General features: G+C 51.0%; 14 protein-coding genes and 1 pseudogene. 7 read left to right on the forward strand and 8 right to left on the reverse strand.

Annotated features, from left to right (window positions below):
• The first annotated feature begins 68 nt into the window (after window positions 1-68).
• Entirely contained in the window at window positions 69-1,172 is a 1,104-nt protein-coding gene (locus tag AC3Y64_RS14285) for an alpha/beta hydrolase (protein WP_489984164.1), read from the forward strand.
• 719 nt (window positions 1,173-1,891) lie between these two features.
• Complete coding sequence (locus AC3Y64_RS14290; protein WP_489987966.1) at window positions 1,892-2,992, forward strand: catalase family protein; 1,101 nt, start codon at window positions 1,892-1,894, stop codon at window positions 2,990-2,992.
• A gap of 40 nt (window positions 2,993-3,032) precedes the next feature.
• Here the strand turns inward: AC3Y64_RS14290 and AC3Y64_RS14295 are convergent, their stop codons facing one another.
• The gene (locus AC3Y64_RS14295; RefSeq protein ID WP_400645262.1) at window positions 3,033-3,293 is read right to left on the reverse strand and encodes a hypothetical protein; all 261 of its coding nucleotides are present in this window, start codon (window positions 3,291-3,293) and stop codon (window positions 3,033-3,035) included.
• An 833-nt stretch (window positions 3,294-4,126) separates the two neighbouring features.
• Between AC3Y64_RS14295 and AC3Y64_RS14300 the strand changes: the two genes are divergently transcribed.
• Together AC3Y64_RS14300 and AC3Y64_RS14305 are read left to right on the forward strand one after the other, a co-directional pair.
• Window positions 4,127-4,354, forward strand: a complete 228-nt coding sequence (locus tag AC3Y64_RS14300) for a hypothetical protein (RefSeq protein ID WP_400645266.1) — start codon at window positions 4,127-4,129, stop codon at window positions 4,352-4,354.
• A 326-nt stretch (window positions 4,355-4,680) separates the two neighbouring features.
• Complete coding sequence (locus AC3Y64_RS14305) at window positions 4,681-4,881, forward strand: hypothetical protein (RefSeq protein ID WP_400645269.1); 201 nt, start codon at window positions 4,681-4,683, stop codon at window positions 4,879-4,881.
• Here the strand turns inward: AC3Y64_RS14305 and AC3Y64_RS14310 are convergent.
• Together AC3Y64_RS14310 and AC3Y64_RS14315 are read right to left on the reverse strand one after the other, a co-directional pair.
• Window positions 4,873-5,115 (reverse strand): hypothetical protein, encoded by a 243-nt coding sequence (locus AC3Y64_RS14310; protein WP_489984165.1) that lies wholly within the window; start codon window positions 5,113-5,115, stop codon window positions 4,873-4,875. The genes AC3Y64_RS14305 and AC3Y64_RS14310 overlap by 9 nt on opposite strands.
• Before the next feature lie 137 nt (window positions 5,116-5,252).
• On the reverse strand, window positions 5,253-5,699 hold the full coding sequence (locus tag AC3Y64_RS14315) for a low affinity iron permease family protein (protein ID WP_400645273.1): 447 nt from the start codon (window positions 5,697-5,699) through the stop codon (window positions 5,253-5,255).
• Between the two features lie 698 nt (window positions 5,700-6,397).
• On the opposite strand from AC3Y64_RS14315, the gene AC3Y64_RS14320 reads away from it, so the two are divergent.
• Window positions 6,398-6,736 (forward strand): hypothetical protein, encoded by a 339-nt coding sequence (locus AC3Y64_RS14320; protein ID WP_489984166.1) that lies wholly within the window; start codon window positions 6,398-6,400, stop codon window positions 6,734-6,736.
• Between the two features lie 235 nt (window positions 6,737-6,971).
• Here AC3Y64_RS14320 and AC3Y64_RS14325 read toward each other — a convergent pair whose 3' ends face one another.
• Complete coding sequence (locus AC3Y64_RS14325; RefSeq protein WP_489984167.1) at window positions 6,972-9,266, reverse strand: FdhF/YdeP family oxidoreductase; 2,295 nt, start codon at window positions 9,264-9,266, stop codon at window positions 6,972-6,974.
• Between the two features lie 324 nt (window positions 9,267-9,590).
• Here AC3Y64_RS14325 and AC3Y64_RS14330 point away from each other — a divergent pair, with 324 nt between their 5' ends.
• Both AC3Y64_RS14330 and AC3Y64_RS14335 read left to right on the forward strand, forming a co-directional pair.
• Window positions 9,591-10,424: an oxidoreductase gene (locus AC3Y64_RS14330; protein WP_489984168.1), complete on the forward strand. Its 834-nt coding sequence runs from the start codon at window positions 9,591-9,593 to the stop codon at window positions 10,422-10,424.
• A 23-nt stretch (window positions 10,425-10,447) separates the two neighbouring features.
• The gene (locus AC3Y64_RS14335; protein WP_400645284.1) at window positions 10,448-11,386 is read left to right on the forward strand and encodes an AraC family transcriptional regulator; all 939 of its coding nucleotides are present in this window, start codon (window positions 10,448-10,450) and stop codon (window positions 11,384-11,386) included.
• Between the two features lie 78 nt (window positions 11,387-11,464).
• Here the strand turns inward: AC3Y64_RS14335 and AC3Y64_RS14340 are convergent.
• From AC3Y64_RS14340 to AC3Y64_RS14355, 4 genes and pseudogenes are all read right to left on the reverse strand, one after another.
• Window positions 11,465-11,994: pseudogene (locus AC3Y64_RS14340) on the reverse strand (IS66 family transposase); the annotation flags it as partial.
• Window positions 11,894-12,307 (reverse strand): transposase, encoded by a 414-nt coding sequence (locus AC3Y64_RS14345; protein WP_489984169.1) that lies wholly within the window; start codon window positions 12,305-12,307, stop codon window positions 11,894-11,896. The gene AC3Y64_RS14345 and the pseudogene AC3Y64_RS14340, both read right to left, overlap by 101 nt.
• Before the next feature lie 113 nt (window positions 12,308-12,420).
• Window positions 12,421-12,654, reverse strand: a complete 234-nt coding sequence (locus AC3Y64_RS14350) for a hypothetical protein (RefSeq protein ID WP_400645290.1) — start codon at window positions 12,652-12,654, stop codon at window positions 12,421-12,423.
• Between the two features lie 86 nt (window positions 12,655-12,740).
• Window positions 12,741-13,052 carry a hypothetical protein gene (locus AC3Y64_RS14355; protein WP_489984170.1) on the reverse strand — a complete coding sequence of 104 codons (312 nt, stop codon included), beginning with the start codon at window positions 13,050-13,052 and terminating at the stop codon, window positions 12,741-12,743.
• Window positions 13,053-13,086: the final 34 nt, after the last annotated feature.

The following is a 13,086-nucleotide window of genomic DNA, read 5'->3' on the forward strand; positions in this document are numbered from 1 at the left end:
AAGGCCGGCGCGGATTCTTACCGTGGAAGCTGAATCACCGCACCTGACATCGGTGTGAGGGAACAATAATGATTAAAAACCAGCGCAAAATCGCCTTTGCCTTGTCCGCCATTGCGGCCATCACCTTGATTAACGGTTGCGCCCGAGACCCGGAAAAACCGTCAGTCACGCAACTCGCCGTGAGTGGCACCAAAAGCATGCTGCGCACAGACGCCGACATGCAGAAAGTCCTGACCAAATTCGCCAGCTTCGACGGCAAGGCCATTGAAAAAATCACCCCCGTTGAAGCGCGCCAGCAACCGACCATCGCGGACGCCGTCAAAGGCGTGCTCGCCGATCAAAAACGCGACGCTTCGCCCACCGTGCTTGTCCCCGGCGTGACCACTCGCGAGATCCAGATGCCCGGTGCCGCAGGCTCCATGCCGGCGACGGTGTATACGCCAGAGGGCAACGGGCCGTTCCCGGTGGTGTTGTATTTCCATGGCGGCGGTTGGGTGTTCGCCGATCGCAAAGTTTATGACGGCGGCGCGCGTGGCTTGGCTAAACAGGCCAACGCTGTGGTGGTTTCGGTGGACTATCGACTCGCTCCGGAAAACAAATTCCCCGCGGCGCACGATGACGCCCTGGCCGCTTACCGTTGGCTGACCACCAATGCATCGACCGTGAATGGCGATCCGAAACGCCTTGCGCTGGCCGGTGAAAGCGCCGGTGGCAACCTCGCCGTGGCCACCGCGATCGCCGCTCACACTGCCGGGTTGACGGCGCCAAAGCACGTGTTGTCGGTATACCCGGTTGCTCAGTCGAACACCGACACCGAGTCCTACATGAAGTACGCCGATGCCATTCCGCTCAACCGTCCGATGATGCTGTGGTTCATTTCACAGACCACCCGCAGCGCGGCAGACACCAAAGACCCGCGCATCGATCTGGTACACGCCAACCTGCAAGGCTTGCCGCCGGTGACATTGATCAATGCCGAGATCGACCCGCTTCGCGATGACGGCGCGCAACTTGAACAAGCACTGCGTAGCGCCGGTGTGAGCGTCGAACGCAAGCTTTATTCCGGCGTGACCCATGAGTTTTTTGGCACGGCAGCCGTTGTGGAAAAAGCTCAGGAAGCACAAGCCTATGCTGGCGAGCGAATGAGAGCTGCGTTCTCGAACCTAGACTGAAAGCTCATTTACACATTGTAAAATCGCAGCTCTTACGGAACACCTATCCGATAAAACTAATTTCCAGCGTAGGCTGACGTTTTAATAAGACGTATTACAGGAGGACGTTATGAACCGAGTATGGGCATGTTTTGGTCTGTGTTCATTGATGATGTTGCAAGGCTGCTTCGAGGGTAAGAATGATTCACCTAATAAAAAAGGCGATACAAGCAAGTCGTCGTTACAAATTCAACAAGGAAGTCTCTAATATTGATTCATAATGCCGCCCGAGAAGGAATGAAGAAAGAGAAATAATCAAAGCGACGAGGCGGGTGGCATTCGGTCACGAAAACTGCCGAAAAGTAAGAGCGTGCAAGAGAACGCAGCCGCACTGCGAGTGAAGCGCGAACAAAGAAAACCTAAGATGAGTAAAATTCTTGCCTTTTATTGTCATGTGACATGCGCAGAAGTCTTTAACGCATCAGTTTTTGCGGTTCTCATCCCCAAACCCCTAGGTTCAGGTCTGGATTTGCAGCCGCCTACCCCGAACCGATTATCAGGTAAATCCCCTCTATTTTGAACGGAACCCCCTTTTTTGCTGCCTGATGGGAGGTAGGGGTTGCCGGCGGAAATCTCGTTCATGCCCATAGCGAGCTTCCCGCGAACGCCAAGTGCAAGGTTTGTTGTGGCTAGGTGACGTAAATGATCTGGGCTTCTAGTCTGAAATTGGAAGATAAATGATGCGTGCCATTCCCGATGAAAATCTGCCTAATGAACCCTTGCTCTTCGAAACAACCTTCGAGCGGATGTCGTCCGACGAATCTAAAATCAGCGAGCAATTAGCTGAAGTACTTCATTCGATTATGGAGACTACTTTCAAAGATAGCGGGCATGCCATTAGGGGGGTTCACGCCAAATCGCATGGGCTATTGCGAGGAAGTATCACAATTCTAGATGATCTTCCCGTAACGCTCTGCCAAGGTGTATTCGCTACGCCAGGAAAACTGCCGGTAATTTTGCGCTTTTCGACAAATCCCGGAGATATCCTTGAGGACAACGTCTCTACTCCCAGAGGCTTGGCCATGAAGATTATAGGGGTTGAAGGGGCGCGTTTGCCTGGGAGCGAAGGGGCTATCACTCAAGACTTTGTCATGTTAAATGCCAAAGCTTTTGCCTCGCCAACACCGAAAGCATTTTTGAAAACATTGAAGCTGTTAGCGAAAACTACGGACAGAGTACCCAGAACGAAAAAGGCACTATCAGCCCTTCTTCGCGGCGTCGAAAGAACCCTAGAATCCGTTGGCGCAGAGAGTGCAACGTTGAAAAGCTTGGGAGGACATCCACAAACACATATTCTTGGGGAAAGCTTTAACACTGCATTGCCGATATTGTACGGGCTCTACTATGCAAAAATCGCCGTAGTTCCGGTTTCATCGTCATTAATTGCTTTGACTAACAAGGTTCTTGATTTGTCAGACAGCCCGGACGCATTGCGCGACGCCGTAAAAGAATTTTTTGAACAAAATAATGGTGTGTGGGAAGTGCGTGTTCAATTGGGAACAGATATCGAAAAGATGCCAATTGAGGATGCTTCTGTTGAGTGGCCGGAAATTTTGAGTCCCTATATAACGGTGGCTCGTATAGATGTAGGTCGTCAGTCTTCTTGGAGCGAAGAAAAAATTAATGAGATTGAAGAAAAAATGTCGTTCAGCCCTTGGCATGGCATAGCTGCTCATAGACCTTTGGGAGGTATAATGCGAGTGCGCAAACCTTCTTATGAAATGTCTGCAGGCTTTCGGGCGTTACATAATGGATGCCCTATCCATGAACCCCGTGGCTAGAAGTATTTGTGAAGTCTGCGTTAAAAGAAATACCGAAATTTTAAACATCTATCTGAAGTTCTAGTCCTCCGTCGTCAAGTCTTCGAACATGAACCACATTTCCGACAAGAGTATCTTGGCTTTTGAACCTTAAATTTACGGAGTGAGCTTTATGCAGATCGTCTGGAACAGGCGCTTTGATGATGATTTGGAACGCTCCAGGCGTTATGGCCAGAACTTCAACTTCGCATTCGATGATTTTTGCGATGGGCCCAAGAAAAGTATCAATTAGGTAGTTCAAATGGCATTCGATATTTTTCATCACAGCCTCTTTTTTGTTTAATTTTCAGCTTTAAAGAAGATGATGTTCAAAGAGGTCGAAAATCGAGCATGCCGCGCCAGTCCCAAGAATTATAAGCATTAATAAAACTGTCATTACTAACGGCTTCGAGCGCATTTTCTAGATACCGACTGCTTGAGACTACTTAACTATAGACTGATTTTTTTTGACATTCCATAATTCGACTAATGGGTATGGGGTGACTTTAGGCGAGACGATCGCCGCAACGGAGCTGCTACTGATACGACGCCATTCCTTAAGCACGGTCTTTAATCAACGCAGAATCCTCAAAATCTCAAAGGCGGCTTCCCGCGCGTTGGGTCGACTCCAGCGTGGCGTCACGCAGCGTCTTCATCACTTGTGTTGCGACCGTCGGTATGTGAAAAAATCGAACGGTAAAAGCAGCCTGCATCTCCAAGCTATATGCCCCCAACAATGAGGGTGTAGAGAGGTGTTTATGAACGATGAACTAAAGCAACAATGTGGAACCGGGCAGGACGATCCAGTACCGACGTCTCCTGATCCTTTGTCCCCTGGTCGTACGGAGGTTGATCCGACCCGTGAGCCCGGTATTGACGAGTTACCTGGTAACGAGGGTGAGCGACCACTCGAGGATGATGATACGGGCGTTGATCCGGACAAAGTAAGGGAGGAAACGGACAACGCAGTAATGGATCAGCAACAAGACCCCCGTTGACCTGCATGATGCGCGGTGAGAGAGCGCCGTCCCGACCGGAGCTCTTTTTCACCTTTTAGGTAAGAGGCATCACGATATTATCTACGATATAAAAAGATCGGAATGAGGAAAAATTCCCATGGATAATACCCGTAAAGACGAGAAACTTGCTGAATGGCGCGGACTTTTGGAAAATTCAGAGTCAATCGCATGCGAAGGTGAGCGTTACGACGAACTTCTAAAACGGGCAGATATTTTAGAACAGGACGGAATAATTTCTTCAGCGGAATGGCGGCAATTAGTTCGCGAAGCGGCAGCGATTTTTGACAGGCGTATTGTGAGCTCGGAAGACACAAATCAGTATTGAACGAATCAGATTTTATGCCAAAAACCCGTGAAACATAGCGGGTTTTTCTAACGTAGCTTCATTATGAATTAGACCAGGATTAGACGCTATCTCAGTCGTATTACTCCAAAAAGTAAACTTCATGTCTCCCTCCGGCACAAAGGACAGGAGTTTGGAAGCTCTACGGGAAAGTTTTTATTTATTATGAATGCTAATGTGTTTGCGAGTCGTCGGTAAGTTTGTTGGGAAGGGCGACCGTTTGTCATGTCAACAAATATTAGGAAGTGGTTTCGCTGTCAATGATTCATCGAGTCATAGGATTTGACAGGATGTGGGGGTGAAAATTCATGAATGATCTTGATGATTTCCGAATGCGCTCTCATGAGCTGCTGCTAGATCTCGATTCCGCTACGTGCAGAATGATGATGCTCGTTTCTTCTCGCACGACGAATGGGCCAGAATGGAGCGACGCGGTAAACGAACAACATGCATGCTTTGAGCGCTGGATGACCTTTATAAATTATGGCAGCGAGCAGGAATCACTTTGACGCGCCGTCGGCAATGGATAATCTTTGTCGATACCATTCGGTGTGAAAATCTTGCGCTTCCATCAACAGTTGTTGTAGCTCCGCCTCGTCAATCAAGCCAACTTGCCGCAACGATCGGCAGTACCCCAAGGCCCCGTTGTAAAGTTTTTTAAACGCATTTTCCTCTCTTGCGTCTGCAAAAATATGGAAGTGGCTACGTGCCTTTGCTACGGCTACGGCCTTAATTAATGGCATGGTAGGGCTCCCCTGTATTGCTTAATAGCCTTGAGCCATCCGTGGAAATTTTAGGAGAGCCCACCCAAGCCGTTCGTCCCAGACACCTACAACTCTCGGTAGTGCATTTGTGCTCTCGTTTGCACTTGCAGCTCGTCCTATTCAGTCGGGCGGGTTGTGATCACCTCAGATCCTGTAACTCGTTGCGACAGGCTACCAGGAAGCTCCTGAGTCGCTGAGGGGTTGAGCTCTATTTCTTGATTAACTCCCAGTGAACTGTACTGTTCTCGTAGTTCTCGCAGTTCGCGGGCGCTCATTTTGTCTAACCCAAGCGTCGCATTTTGAGCTTCCTTGGTGGCTCGAATTAGCTCATCAATTTTTAAATGAAGTATGTCATTGTCGCGGTTTTGGGTGTTCTGGATCAAAAAAACCATCAGGAATGTGATGATCGTAGTGGAGGTATTGATGATCAATTGCCAGGTATCGTTGTAGTGAAAATACGGGCCTGTGAGGGCCCAGAGACAGATTAGAGCTAACGCACTCAGGAACGTTTTCGAGCTACCAGCCCAATTGGAAAGCGATTGACAGAATTTTGCGAATTTCATGATGGCAGGCTCTGGTGATGATTTCTTATAGACCTTTGAAACATCTTGAAATTCTTTCTTACAATTCTTTTTTTTGCAGCGATGGGTTTTGTGGGGGCGACAGCGATACCGCGATCACGGCATGGAGTCCGTTTGGGAGACAGAGCCTTCAAATGGAGACCGGGAGCTTTCTGATGACCAATAAAAAGCCCGCATCGCTGCGGGCTTCACACACGTCACACCACGGGTAGTCCTGCCCGCTCATAATTTAGGCATTGCTTTGTTCAAATCGTTTGAAAAAAAGTTGTAAGTCGATCAATGGCAAGCGAACCAGCAGATCGTTGACGAGGTGTGAGGATGTAGGATCGCGCGCGATTGCGCCGGTCGTTCCTTCAGCCGTCCAGCTATAAGAAGATGAATCGCGCTGCTGGTGAAGGTGGATGGAGTCTATCTATGGATTCGAAGGTGACGGTCGTGGCTTCAGGTGCTAAAGATGCCGTGACTTGCAGGCTTTTTCCTTGTTGAACGGCATGAGCGACCGTGCCCTTAGCTCCGCCGATGTCTTGTAAAAAAGCCAATGCGTATGAGCGGGTTCATGGTTCCTCGATGCGTGTATGCTTTGGCCGGATTAAACGTCTGCTCCTATGGCAGGGAAGGGCGTCTTCAGTTCAACGTTTGAGGGTTTTGAGTTTGTCCAAAATTCCTTGGTTCTTCGTCCAATGAATGCCCAAAACTTAGACAATGGCGCAGACTCTGTAGAGCGCCTCACTGCTTTGCACAGCTACGAAATCCTTGATACTCCGAGGGAAGATGATTTCGATGAGCTTGTGAACCTCGCGGCATCTATCTGCGATGCTCCCATTTCTGTCGTGAACTTGATTGACAGTCATCGCCAGTGGTTTAAGGCGGAGGTTGGACTAGGGATTTCGGAAACACCGCTGGATGCCTCCATTGGCTTGAGAATTATCAAGTCTCTTACTAATCAGCTGCGTGGGGAATTTTCAATCGTCAACGGTCACCCAGGGGTACAGTGTCTACTTAGTTTCTCGAATGACTAATGGAATCTGAGACTATGCGGCTCATGTGCGTAGTTGAGCACCGTAATATCTTCGCCGGGAGGGTTCACCCCGCCAAACGCACAGGGACGAGCTGTTGGGTTGCGAATGGCGAGGTAAACACTTCAAACCCTAGCTCAAACCGGTCAAGCATGCCAAGCAATCTTGGCTTTTTTGCAGCTCTGTCGATCGGCGGTTTTTTTGACTTTTACGGCACATTTTTTTCTGTAAAAGCTTATTACGCAGAAGAAATGCGAATAGGCACTGATTTCGCAGCAGGCACTTTGCTCCGTTCAGCATGGTGCCACAGAGGCACCAGTGGATTGCATTCCGGGTAATAACCAGCAACGCATCCTTCTGGAATGTCGTATGCAACTATTTCGAAGGGCCCCACTTGCCGGATCACTTCAGGCTCGATAGCGGTCGTCAGCAGGACACGTTGCCCTACCGAGAATCCCAATCGGACGATATCGTTGCAATGCATAAAAATGATGTCGCGCGTCCCGTGAATCCCGCGAAATCGATCGTCGTAGCCGTAAATAGTCGTATTAAATTGATCATTGCTACGGATGGTCATCAGTTGCAAAACCTCCCGAGACAAGTCCTCGGTGAGGACATCATCGTCCTCGTTAAGCGTTTTTGGCATGACGAACTGGGCTTTACCACTCTTTGTTTTCCATTTTCGCTCTGCTACGGCTATTGGACGGTGAAAACCACCAGGTTCAATCATTCTATTTTCCATATCGTGGAAAATTTCTGGATAAGTAGATGCAATGGCGCTTCTGATTTTTGAATAATCTTCACTCCAAGCCCGCCAATCAATCTTGGTGCTGGATAGGGTAGCTAATGCCAAGCCTGCGACAATGTTAGTTTCCGCGCGAACATTGGAGCCAACCGGCTCCGCACTGCCGCGCCATCCGTGCACGCATCCAGTGCTGTCTTCCGTCGAGTGAGTTTGCTCAAGTCCGTTTTGACGGTCAATTTCAATCCTTCCCAAGCAGGGAAGCAACCATTGATTTTTTGCAGGGACTAGATGTGTGCGATTGAGTTTGGTGGCAATCTGTACGTTCAAGTGAAGGGTTTGCCACGCTGGTTCCATACGAAGTGTGTCGGGAATAGCTCGAAGGAAGTTACCGCCCAGTCCGATAAAACCACGTACTTGTCCTGTTAGAACGCCTTCGCATGCATCGACCGTACAGAGTCCCTTTTCTCGAGGAACTTTGAAGCCAAACTGCTTCTCGATGAGCTCAATAGGAACTTTATCGGGATCTTCGGTAATCCCGACTGTACGTTGCCCCTGGACGTTGGAGTGCCCCCGAACTGGGCAAATACCTGCACCAGGTTTACCGAAATTGCCCCGCATAAGCAGAAGGTTAACCAGCATCTGAACGTTCTCGACGCCGTGTCTGTGCTGGGTGAGTCCCATTCCATAAATAAACATCACACGCTTACTTTTTGAGTACACCTTTGCTGCTGCTTCTAAAGCTCCACGAGATAGACCTGAACGGCGCTCTATTCGCTGCCAGTGGCAGGCGCGTACGAAAGCGAAAAAGCTTTCGGAACCCTCCGTGTGTTCCTGGATGAACTTGCCATCCAAATATGGTTCTCCATTATTTTTCCGTTGTTCATTGTCCATCTCCAAGAGCGCTTTCGCGATCCCGATCACTGCGGCCGTATCGCCGCCGATCGATATTTGATGATACTGCGTACTTATAGTCGTTGATTCTGGCGTTAGCATTTCAATCGGTGACTGTGGATTTACAAACCGCTCCAGGCCCCGCTCACGTAATGGGTTGAACGTGATTATCGGCACGTTTCTTTTACGGACATCTTGTAGCTGGTGCAGCATCCTCGGACTATTACTGCCAACATTCTGACCGAAAAAGAATAAGCAATCTGTCTGGTCAAAATCTTCAAGTGTTACCGTGCCAACAGGCACACCTATGCTTTCCTGTAAACCCACAGAAGTGCTTTCATGACACATGTTTGAGCTATCAGGGAGATTGTTAGTCCCATAGGCACGGGCGAACAATTGGTACATGAATGACGTTTCCAAAGACGCCCGTCCCGAAGCGTAGAAAACGACACTGGTCGGCACCATGGGCTTCAAGAGGGCACCTATTTCTGTGAACGCCTGATCCCACGTTGTTTCGACGTATCGATCAGATTCAGGATCGTAGCGTAACGGGTGAGTTAAGCGCCCGTGTTGCTCAAGATCGTAATCTGACCAACTACGTAGTTCCGACACCGTGTGGCCTTCAAAAAATACAGGATCTGTTTTAAGTGATGTCAGTTCCCACGCGGTCGCTTTCGCGCCGTTTTCACAAAATTCCAGGGCGTGCGGTTTTCCTGGTTTGGCCCAAGCGCAGCTCACGCACGCAAAACCGCTAGGCTTGTTTTGCTTGACTAAGGCGGCGACCCCCTTTGCGAAGGCCTGCTCTCGCCATAAAATTTTCATCACTGATTGTGCCGATCCCCACCCCCCGCATGCATGGGAATACGGACGGAAATGCGCTTTGGGATGGATGAGCATCGGGAGCTCCAAACGGCTAATTGGGGTCAATAGCTTTGGGACGCGATAGCGCAGAAAAAGGTTCGACAAAAGTGCTGTGCGGTCAATATAAAAGAAAGAGTTTGGCCAACTCTCTTGGAGTAGTTGGGGTATTGCGCAGGGTCTCCCATCCAATTGCATGGAATTGACATAAGTTTCCATTCAACACAAATGTCGCGTGGTTAAACGCGCGCCCACATAGCTGTTGACTCTGATAGGAATAGGCAATGCTCTAAGATAAACAGGCATAGGTGACCGAGTTTTCGATAGATATCATGGCTTCGTCCCTACTTATTGGAAGTCGCCATGAACAGCAGAAAGACCATCTTCATCACGGGGGTGAGCACTGGCTTCGGCAACGCGTTGGCGCAAGAAGCTCTTGCAGCGGGCCACCGTGTCATAGGTACCGTGCGTAGTGAAAGCGCCTTGCGCGCCTTTCAGACGCTCTCCGTGGATCATGCTCATGGGGTGATTCTGGATGTCACTGACTTCGCCCGGATCGACAGCGTAGTAGCTGCTATTGAAGCAACCCATGGCCCAGTCGACGTGTTGGTCAACAACGCCGGCTACGGTCATGAGGGCATCTTTGAAGAGTCGCCGCTGGAGGAAATGCGTCGCCAATTCGACGTCAACGTGTTCGGCGCGGTAGCGGTGACCAAGGCTTTCGTGCCTTATTTTCGCAAGCGTCGCACTGGTCATATTCTTAATATCACTTCTATGGGCGGCACCATCACGATGCCGGGGATCGCGTACTACTGCGGGAGCAAGTTTGCTCTCGAAGGTATCTCCGATACGCTGAGCAAAGAACTGCTACCTTTCAACATCTTCGTGACCGCCGTGGCACCAGGCTCGTTTCGCACTGACTGGGCCGGTCGTTCAATGCAGCGCACCCCACGAAGCATTGCTGACTATAACGCCAGTTTCGACCCGGTACGTAAGGCCCGCGAAGAAAAGAGCGGCAAACAGCTTGGCGACCCGCGAAAAGCGGCGCAAGCGATGCTGCAGGTTATTGCCAGCCCTACACCACCGGCACACTTATTATTGGGCAGTGACGCGCTGGGGCTGGTACGTGACAAGCTAAATCGCACGGCTAGGGAGATTGATCAATGGGAAGCGCTGACCCTTACCACCGACGGTTGAGCGGCCAGCGGAGGGGGACATCAATGAATCGGGCCGACTCACGCACCTCTCGCATGGTGCATTTGATGGAAACCCTCGCGCCGGTCGAGGGCTACAACCTCAGCGCGCTAGAGGATATCCGCTTTTTGCGTTCGAATCGGCCACTTACTCGCACTCCGGTGCTGTATGACCCGGGTATCGTGATCCTGTGCCAAGGGCGCAAGCGTGGCTATCTGGGCGATGACGTATACGTTTATGACGCCCAGCACTATCTAGTGGTATCCGTCCCAGTTCCTTTCACCATGGAGACCGATGCCAGCGAGGCGCAGCCAATGCTGGCGGTCTACATGCGCCTCGACTTACAAATGGCCAGCGAGTTAATACTGCAAATGGATGAAGCTCTCAGGCCAAGTGATGCCCAGCCCAAGGGCATGTATGCCTCGCCGATGGACGATTTGCTGCGCGCCTCGACGCTACGTTTTCTTGAGGCGATGAGCAGTCCGGTCGAAGCGCAAATACTTGGGCCGTCGCTGGTGCGGGAGATCTATTACCGCATCCTAACCGGCGAGCAAGGTGGCTCGATGCGCGCCGCGCTCAATCGCCAGGGTCACTTTGGTAAGGTCACTCGTGCGATCCGGAAGATCCATAGTTGCTACCAGGAGCGCTTGGATGTGGTGTCCCTTGCCCAAGAAGCGAGCATGAGCGTGCCCAATTTTCATCTGCACTTTCGCAGCGTGACGGACTCGTCGCCGATGCAATACCTGAAGTCGACGCGCTTGCACCAAGCGCGATTACTGATGCTACGCAACGCTATGACCGCTTCGACGGCGGCGTTCAATGTAGGCTACGGAAGCGCCTCGCAATTCAGCCGCGAATTCAAACGTTTCTTTGGGCGCACGCCCCAGGCAGAGATCGAATGGATGAAGGCGACCTACGCACTGCCTGCGCCGTCCACGCCATCTATGTACGTCTCGTCACATTAGCGATGAGCCGACCCGCTGCTCCGGCGACCCCAGTACCGGCGCTGTCCGCACCTGCCCAACATACTTTGGGCGGTTGAACGGGCGCCATTTATGCGGCAGCAACTCGGTAATCTCATTTGCCCGGTGCGTCAGCCGCGTCAGCACATCTTTGAGATAAGCATATGGATCATGCCCGTTGAGCCGCGCCGACTGGATCAAGCTCATGATCGCCGCCGCCCGTTTGCCGCTGCGCAGCGAACCTGCAAAAAGCCAGTTTTTGCGACCCACCGCCCACGATCGGATTTGGTTCTCGCAGCAATTATTGTCAATGGGTACGGCCCCGTTATCGAGATAGCGCGACAGCGCCGTCCAGCGTGTGAGGCCGTAATCCAAAGCTTTGCTGATCGCCGAGCCGTCATGCCCGATCTGTCGCTGGGCGATCATCCAGGCAGAGCATCCATCACCGGTACAGTTTTTTCTTGTCGTATTAGGCGGCGTAAATCCGGTTCAAGGTCGCGGACTCCGCTATCAATTTCGTAAAGCAACTGAATGTAGCGCAAGGCCTGTTCGGCGAGCTGGCTCTTGTTGGTGGCGTGCAATTCGAAGAACTTGCGGCGCGCATGGGCCATGAAAGGTCGCGTAGGCAGCCGCGCTTTCGGTCGGCCAGTTCACTTTGACAGTATCACGCGGGTCTGGGATTTCAACGCAGATATGCGATGATGCAGCTTGCGAATTTGCGCCGGCTAGCTGCACGGGTAACGGAATAAAAGCAGGTTGCAGCTCCGTGTTTTTTTGCGTTTGCACCCGAATCCACTTGTGGACGAGGTTCGCGTTGAGGCTATGGCTCAGCGCGACGCTGGCAATCGAGGCAGCGGGCTGGGCGCGCTCATGAATGACTTGGACTTTGTATGAATTGGAGTAGGAACGGCGTTGTGGCTGCATGAAATACCCGCTTAAAAGGCTAGAACTGGTGCTCACTTAAATTTAAGTGCACACCATGTCTTGGCTTTGCAGGACTGGGTAGATGACTTGGCCGGACGGATACATCTAAAACTCTAAAATTTTCTGATCTCCCCCATAGCTTCTGCGATCGTTGCTAATGTCGTCTCTATGTCGCTCAATCCAGCTGATAGGGTGTCGAAAGAGAGGCGAATAGCTTCGGGGCTGTCCACAGTCTGGTGCCCTCGCAATGAGGAGTGTTTTTCTGCTTCTTCGAGGTCTTCAATTAATTTTCGTAACGCACGAAGCTGGGCAAATATGGCCGGGAAAGGATGGGCAGCGTAGGTCATCAAAGTGTCCGTAGAGTTAATGGAGGTCACATGTTGATGACCAACTATCTGGGCTAGAGTTTTCAGAGTTCAGACAGGTGGCTATGCTATTTTGGCGGGCCGCCTCTGTGCTCAGCTTTTACCCCGCTAGTCCTTTTCGGTCGGGCTTTCTTCACCGGATTGACAAGCGAGGCGTCGATGCTGCCATCTTCGGCTGCGCTAGCCGGAACCAACGTTATCCCCGTAACACAGACAGCCAGCCCCGGCAGTTTTGTCTCAGGTTCGTCAGCCTTTGTGATCGACGTACCCGAAGCATTGAAATGCATCGTTAGCCCCCAATAACCTGTGTTGATATTCTGCTCGCGCAAAAGCGCCACGATCAAATCTTGAATGGAAAAATCCATCGCGTTGTTCGTCATGAAATGTGCCCCAGAAACACGCCGAAAAATTAAG

It is taken from the genome of Pseudomonas sp. 4CAES_32.4 (assembly GCF_058136335.1).

What these genes read in the sequence shown, in the direction of transcription:
- AC3Y64_RS14285 (WP_489984164.1), top strand. Translation starts at nt 69, where the DNA reads ATGATTAAAAACCAGCGCAAAATCGCCTTTGCCTTGTCCGCCATTGCG.
- AC3Y64_RS14290 (WP_489987966.1), top strand. Translation starts at nt 1,892, where the DNA reads ATGCGTGCCATTCCCGATGAAAATCTGCCTAATGAACCCTTGCTCTTC.
- AC3Y64_RS14295 (WP_400645262.1), bottom strand. Translation starts at nt 3,293, where the DNA reads ATGAAAAATATCGAATGCCATTTGAACTACCTAATTGATACTTTTCTT.
- AC3Y64_RS14300 (WP_400645266.1), top strand. Translation starts at nt 4,127, where the DNA reads ATGGATAATACCCGTAAAGACGAGAAACTTGCTGAATGGCGCGGACTT.
- AC3Y64_RS14305 (WP_400645269.1), top strand. Translation starts at nt 4,681, where the DNA reads ATGAATGATCTTGATGATTTCCGAATGCGCTCTCATGAGCTGCTGCTA.
- AC3Y64_RS14310 (WP_489984165.1), bottom strand. Translation starts at nt 5,115, where the DNA reads ATGCCATTAATTAAGGCCGTAGCCGTAGCAAAGGCACGTAGCCACTTC.
- AC3Y64_RS14315 (WP_400645273.1), bottom strand. Translation starts at nt 5,699, where the DNA reads ATGAAATTCGCAAAATTCTGTCAATCGCTTTCCAATTGGGCTGGTAGC.
- AC3Y64_RS14320 (WP_489984166.1), top strand. Translation starts at nt 6,398, where the DNA reads ATGAATGCCCAAAACTTAGACAATGGCGCAGACTCTGTAGAGCGCCTC.
- AC3Y64_RS14325 (WP_489984167.1), bottom strand. Translation starts at nt 9,266, where the DNA reads ATGCTCATCCATCCCAAAGCGCATTTCCGTCCGTATTCCCATGCATGC.
- AC3Y64_RS14330 (WP_489984168.1), top strand. Translation starts at nt 9,591, where the DNA reads ATGAACAGCAGAAAGACCATCTTCATCACGGGGGTGAGCACTGGCTTC.
- AC3Y64_RS14335 (WP_400645284.1), top strand. Translation starts at nt 10,448, where the DNA reads ATGAATCGGGCCGACTCACGCACCTCTCGCATGGTGCATTTGATGGAA.
- AC3Y64_RS14345 (WP_489984169.1), bottom strand. Translation starts at nt 12,307, where the DNA reads ATGCAGCCACAACGCCGTTCCTACTCCAATTCATACAAAGTCCAAGTC.
- AC3Y64_RS14350 (WP_400645290.1), bottom strand. Translation starts at nt 12,654, where the DNA reads ATGACCTACGCTGCCCATCCTTTCCCGGCCATATTTGCCCAGCTTCGT.
- AC3Y64_RS14355 (WP_489984170.1), bottom strand. Translation starts at nt 13,052, where the DNA reads ATGACGAACAACGCGATGGATTTTTCCATTCAAGATTTGATCGTGGCG.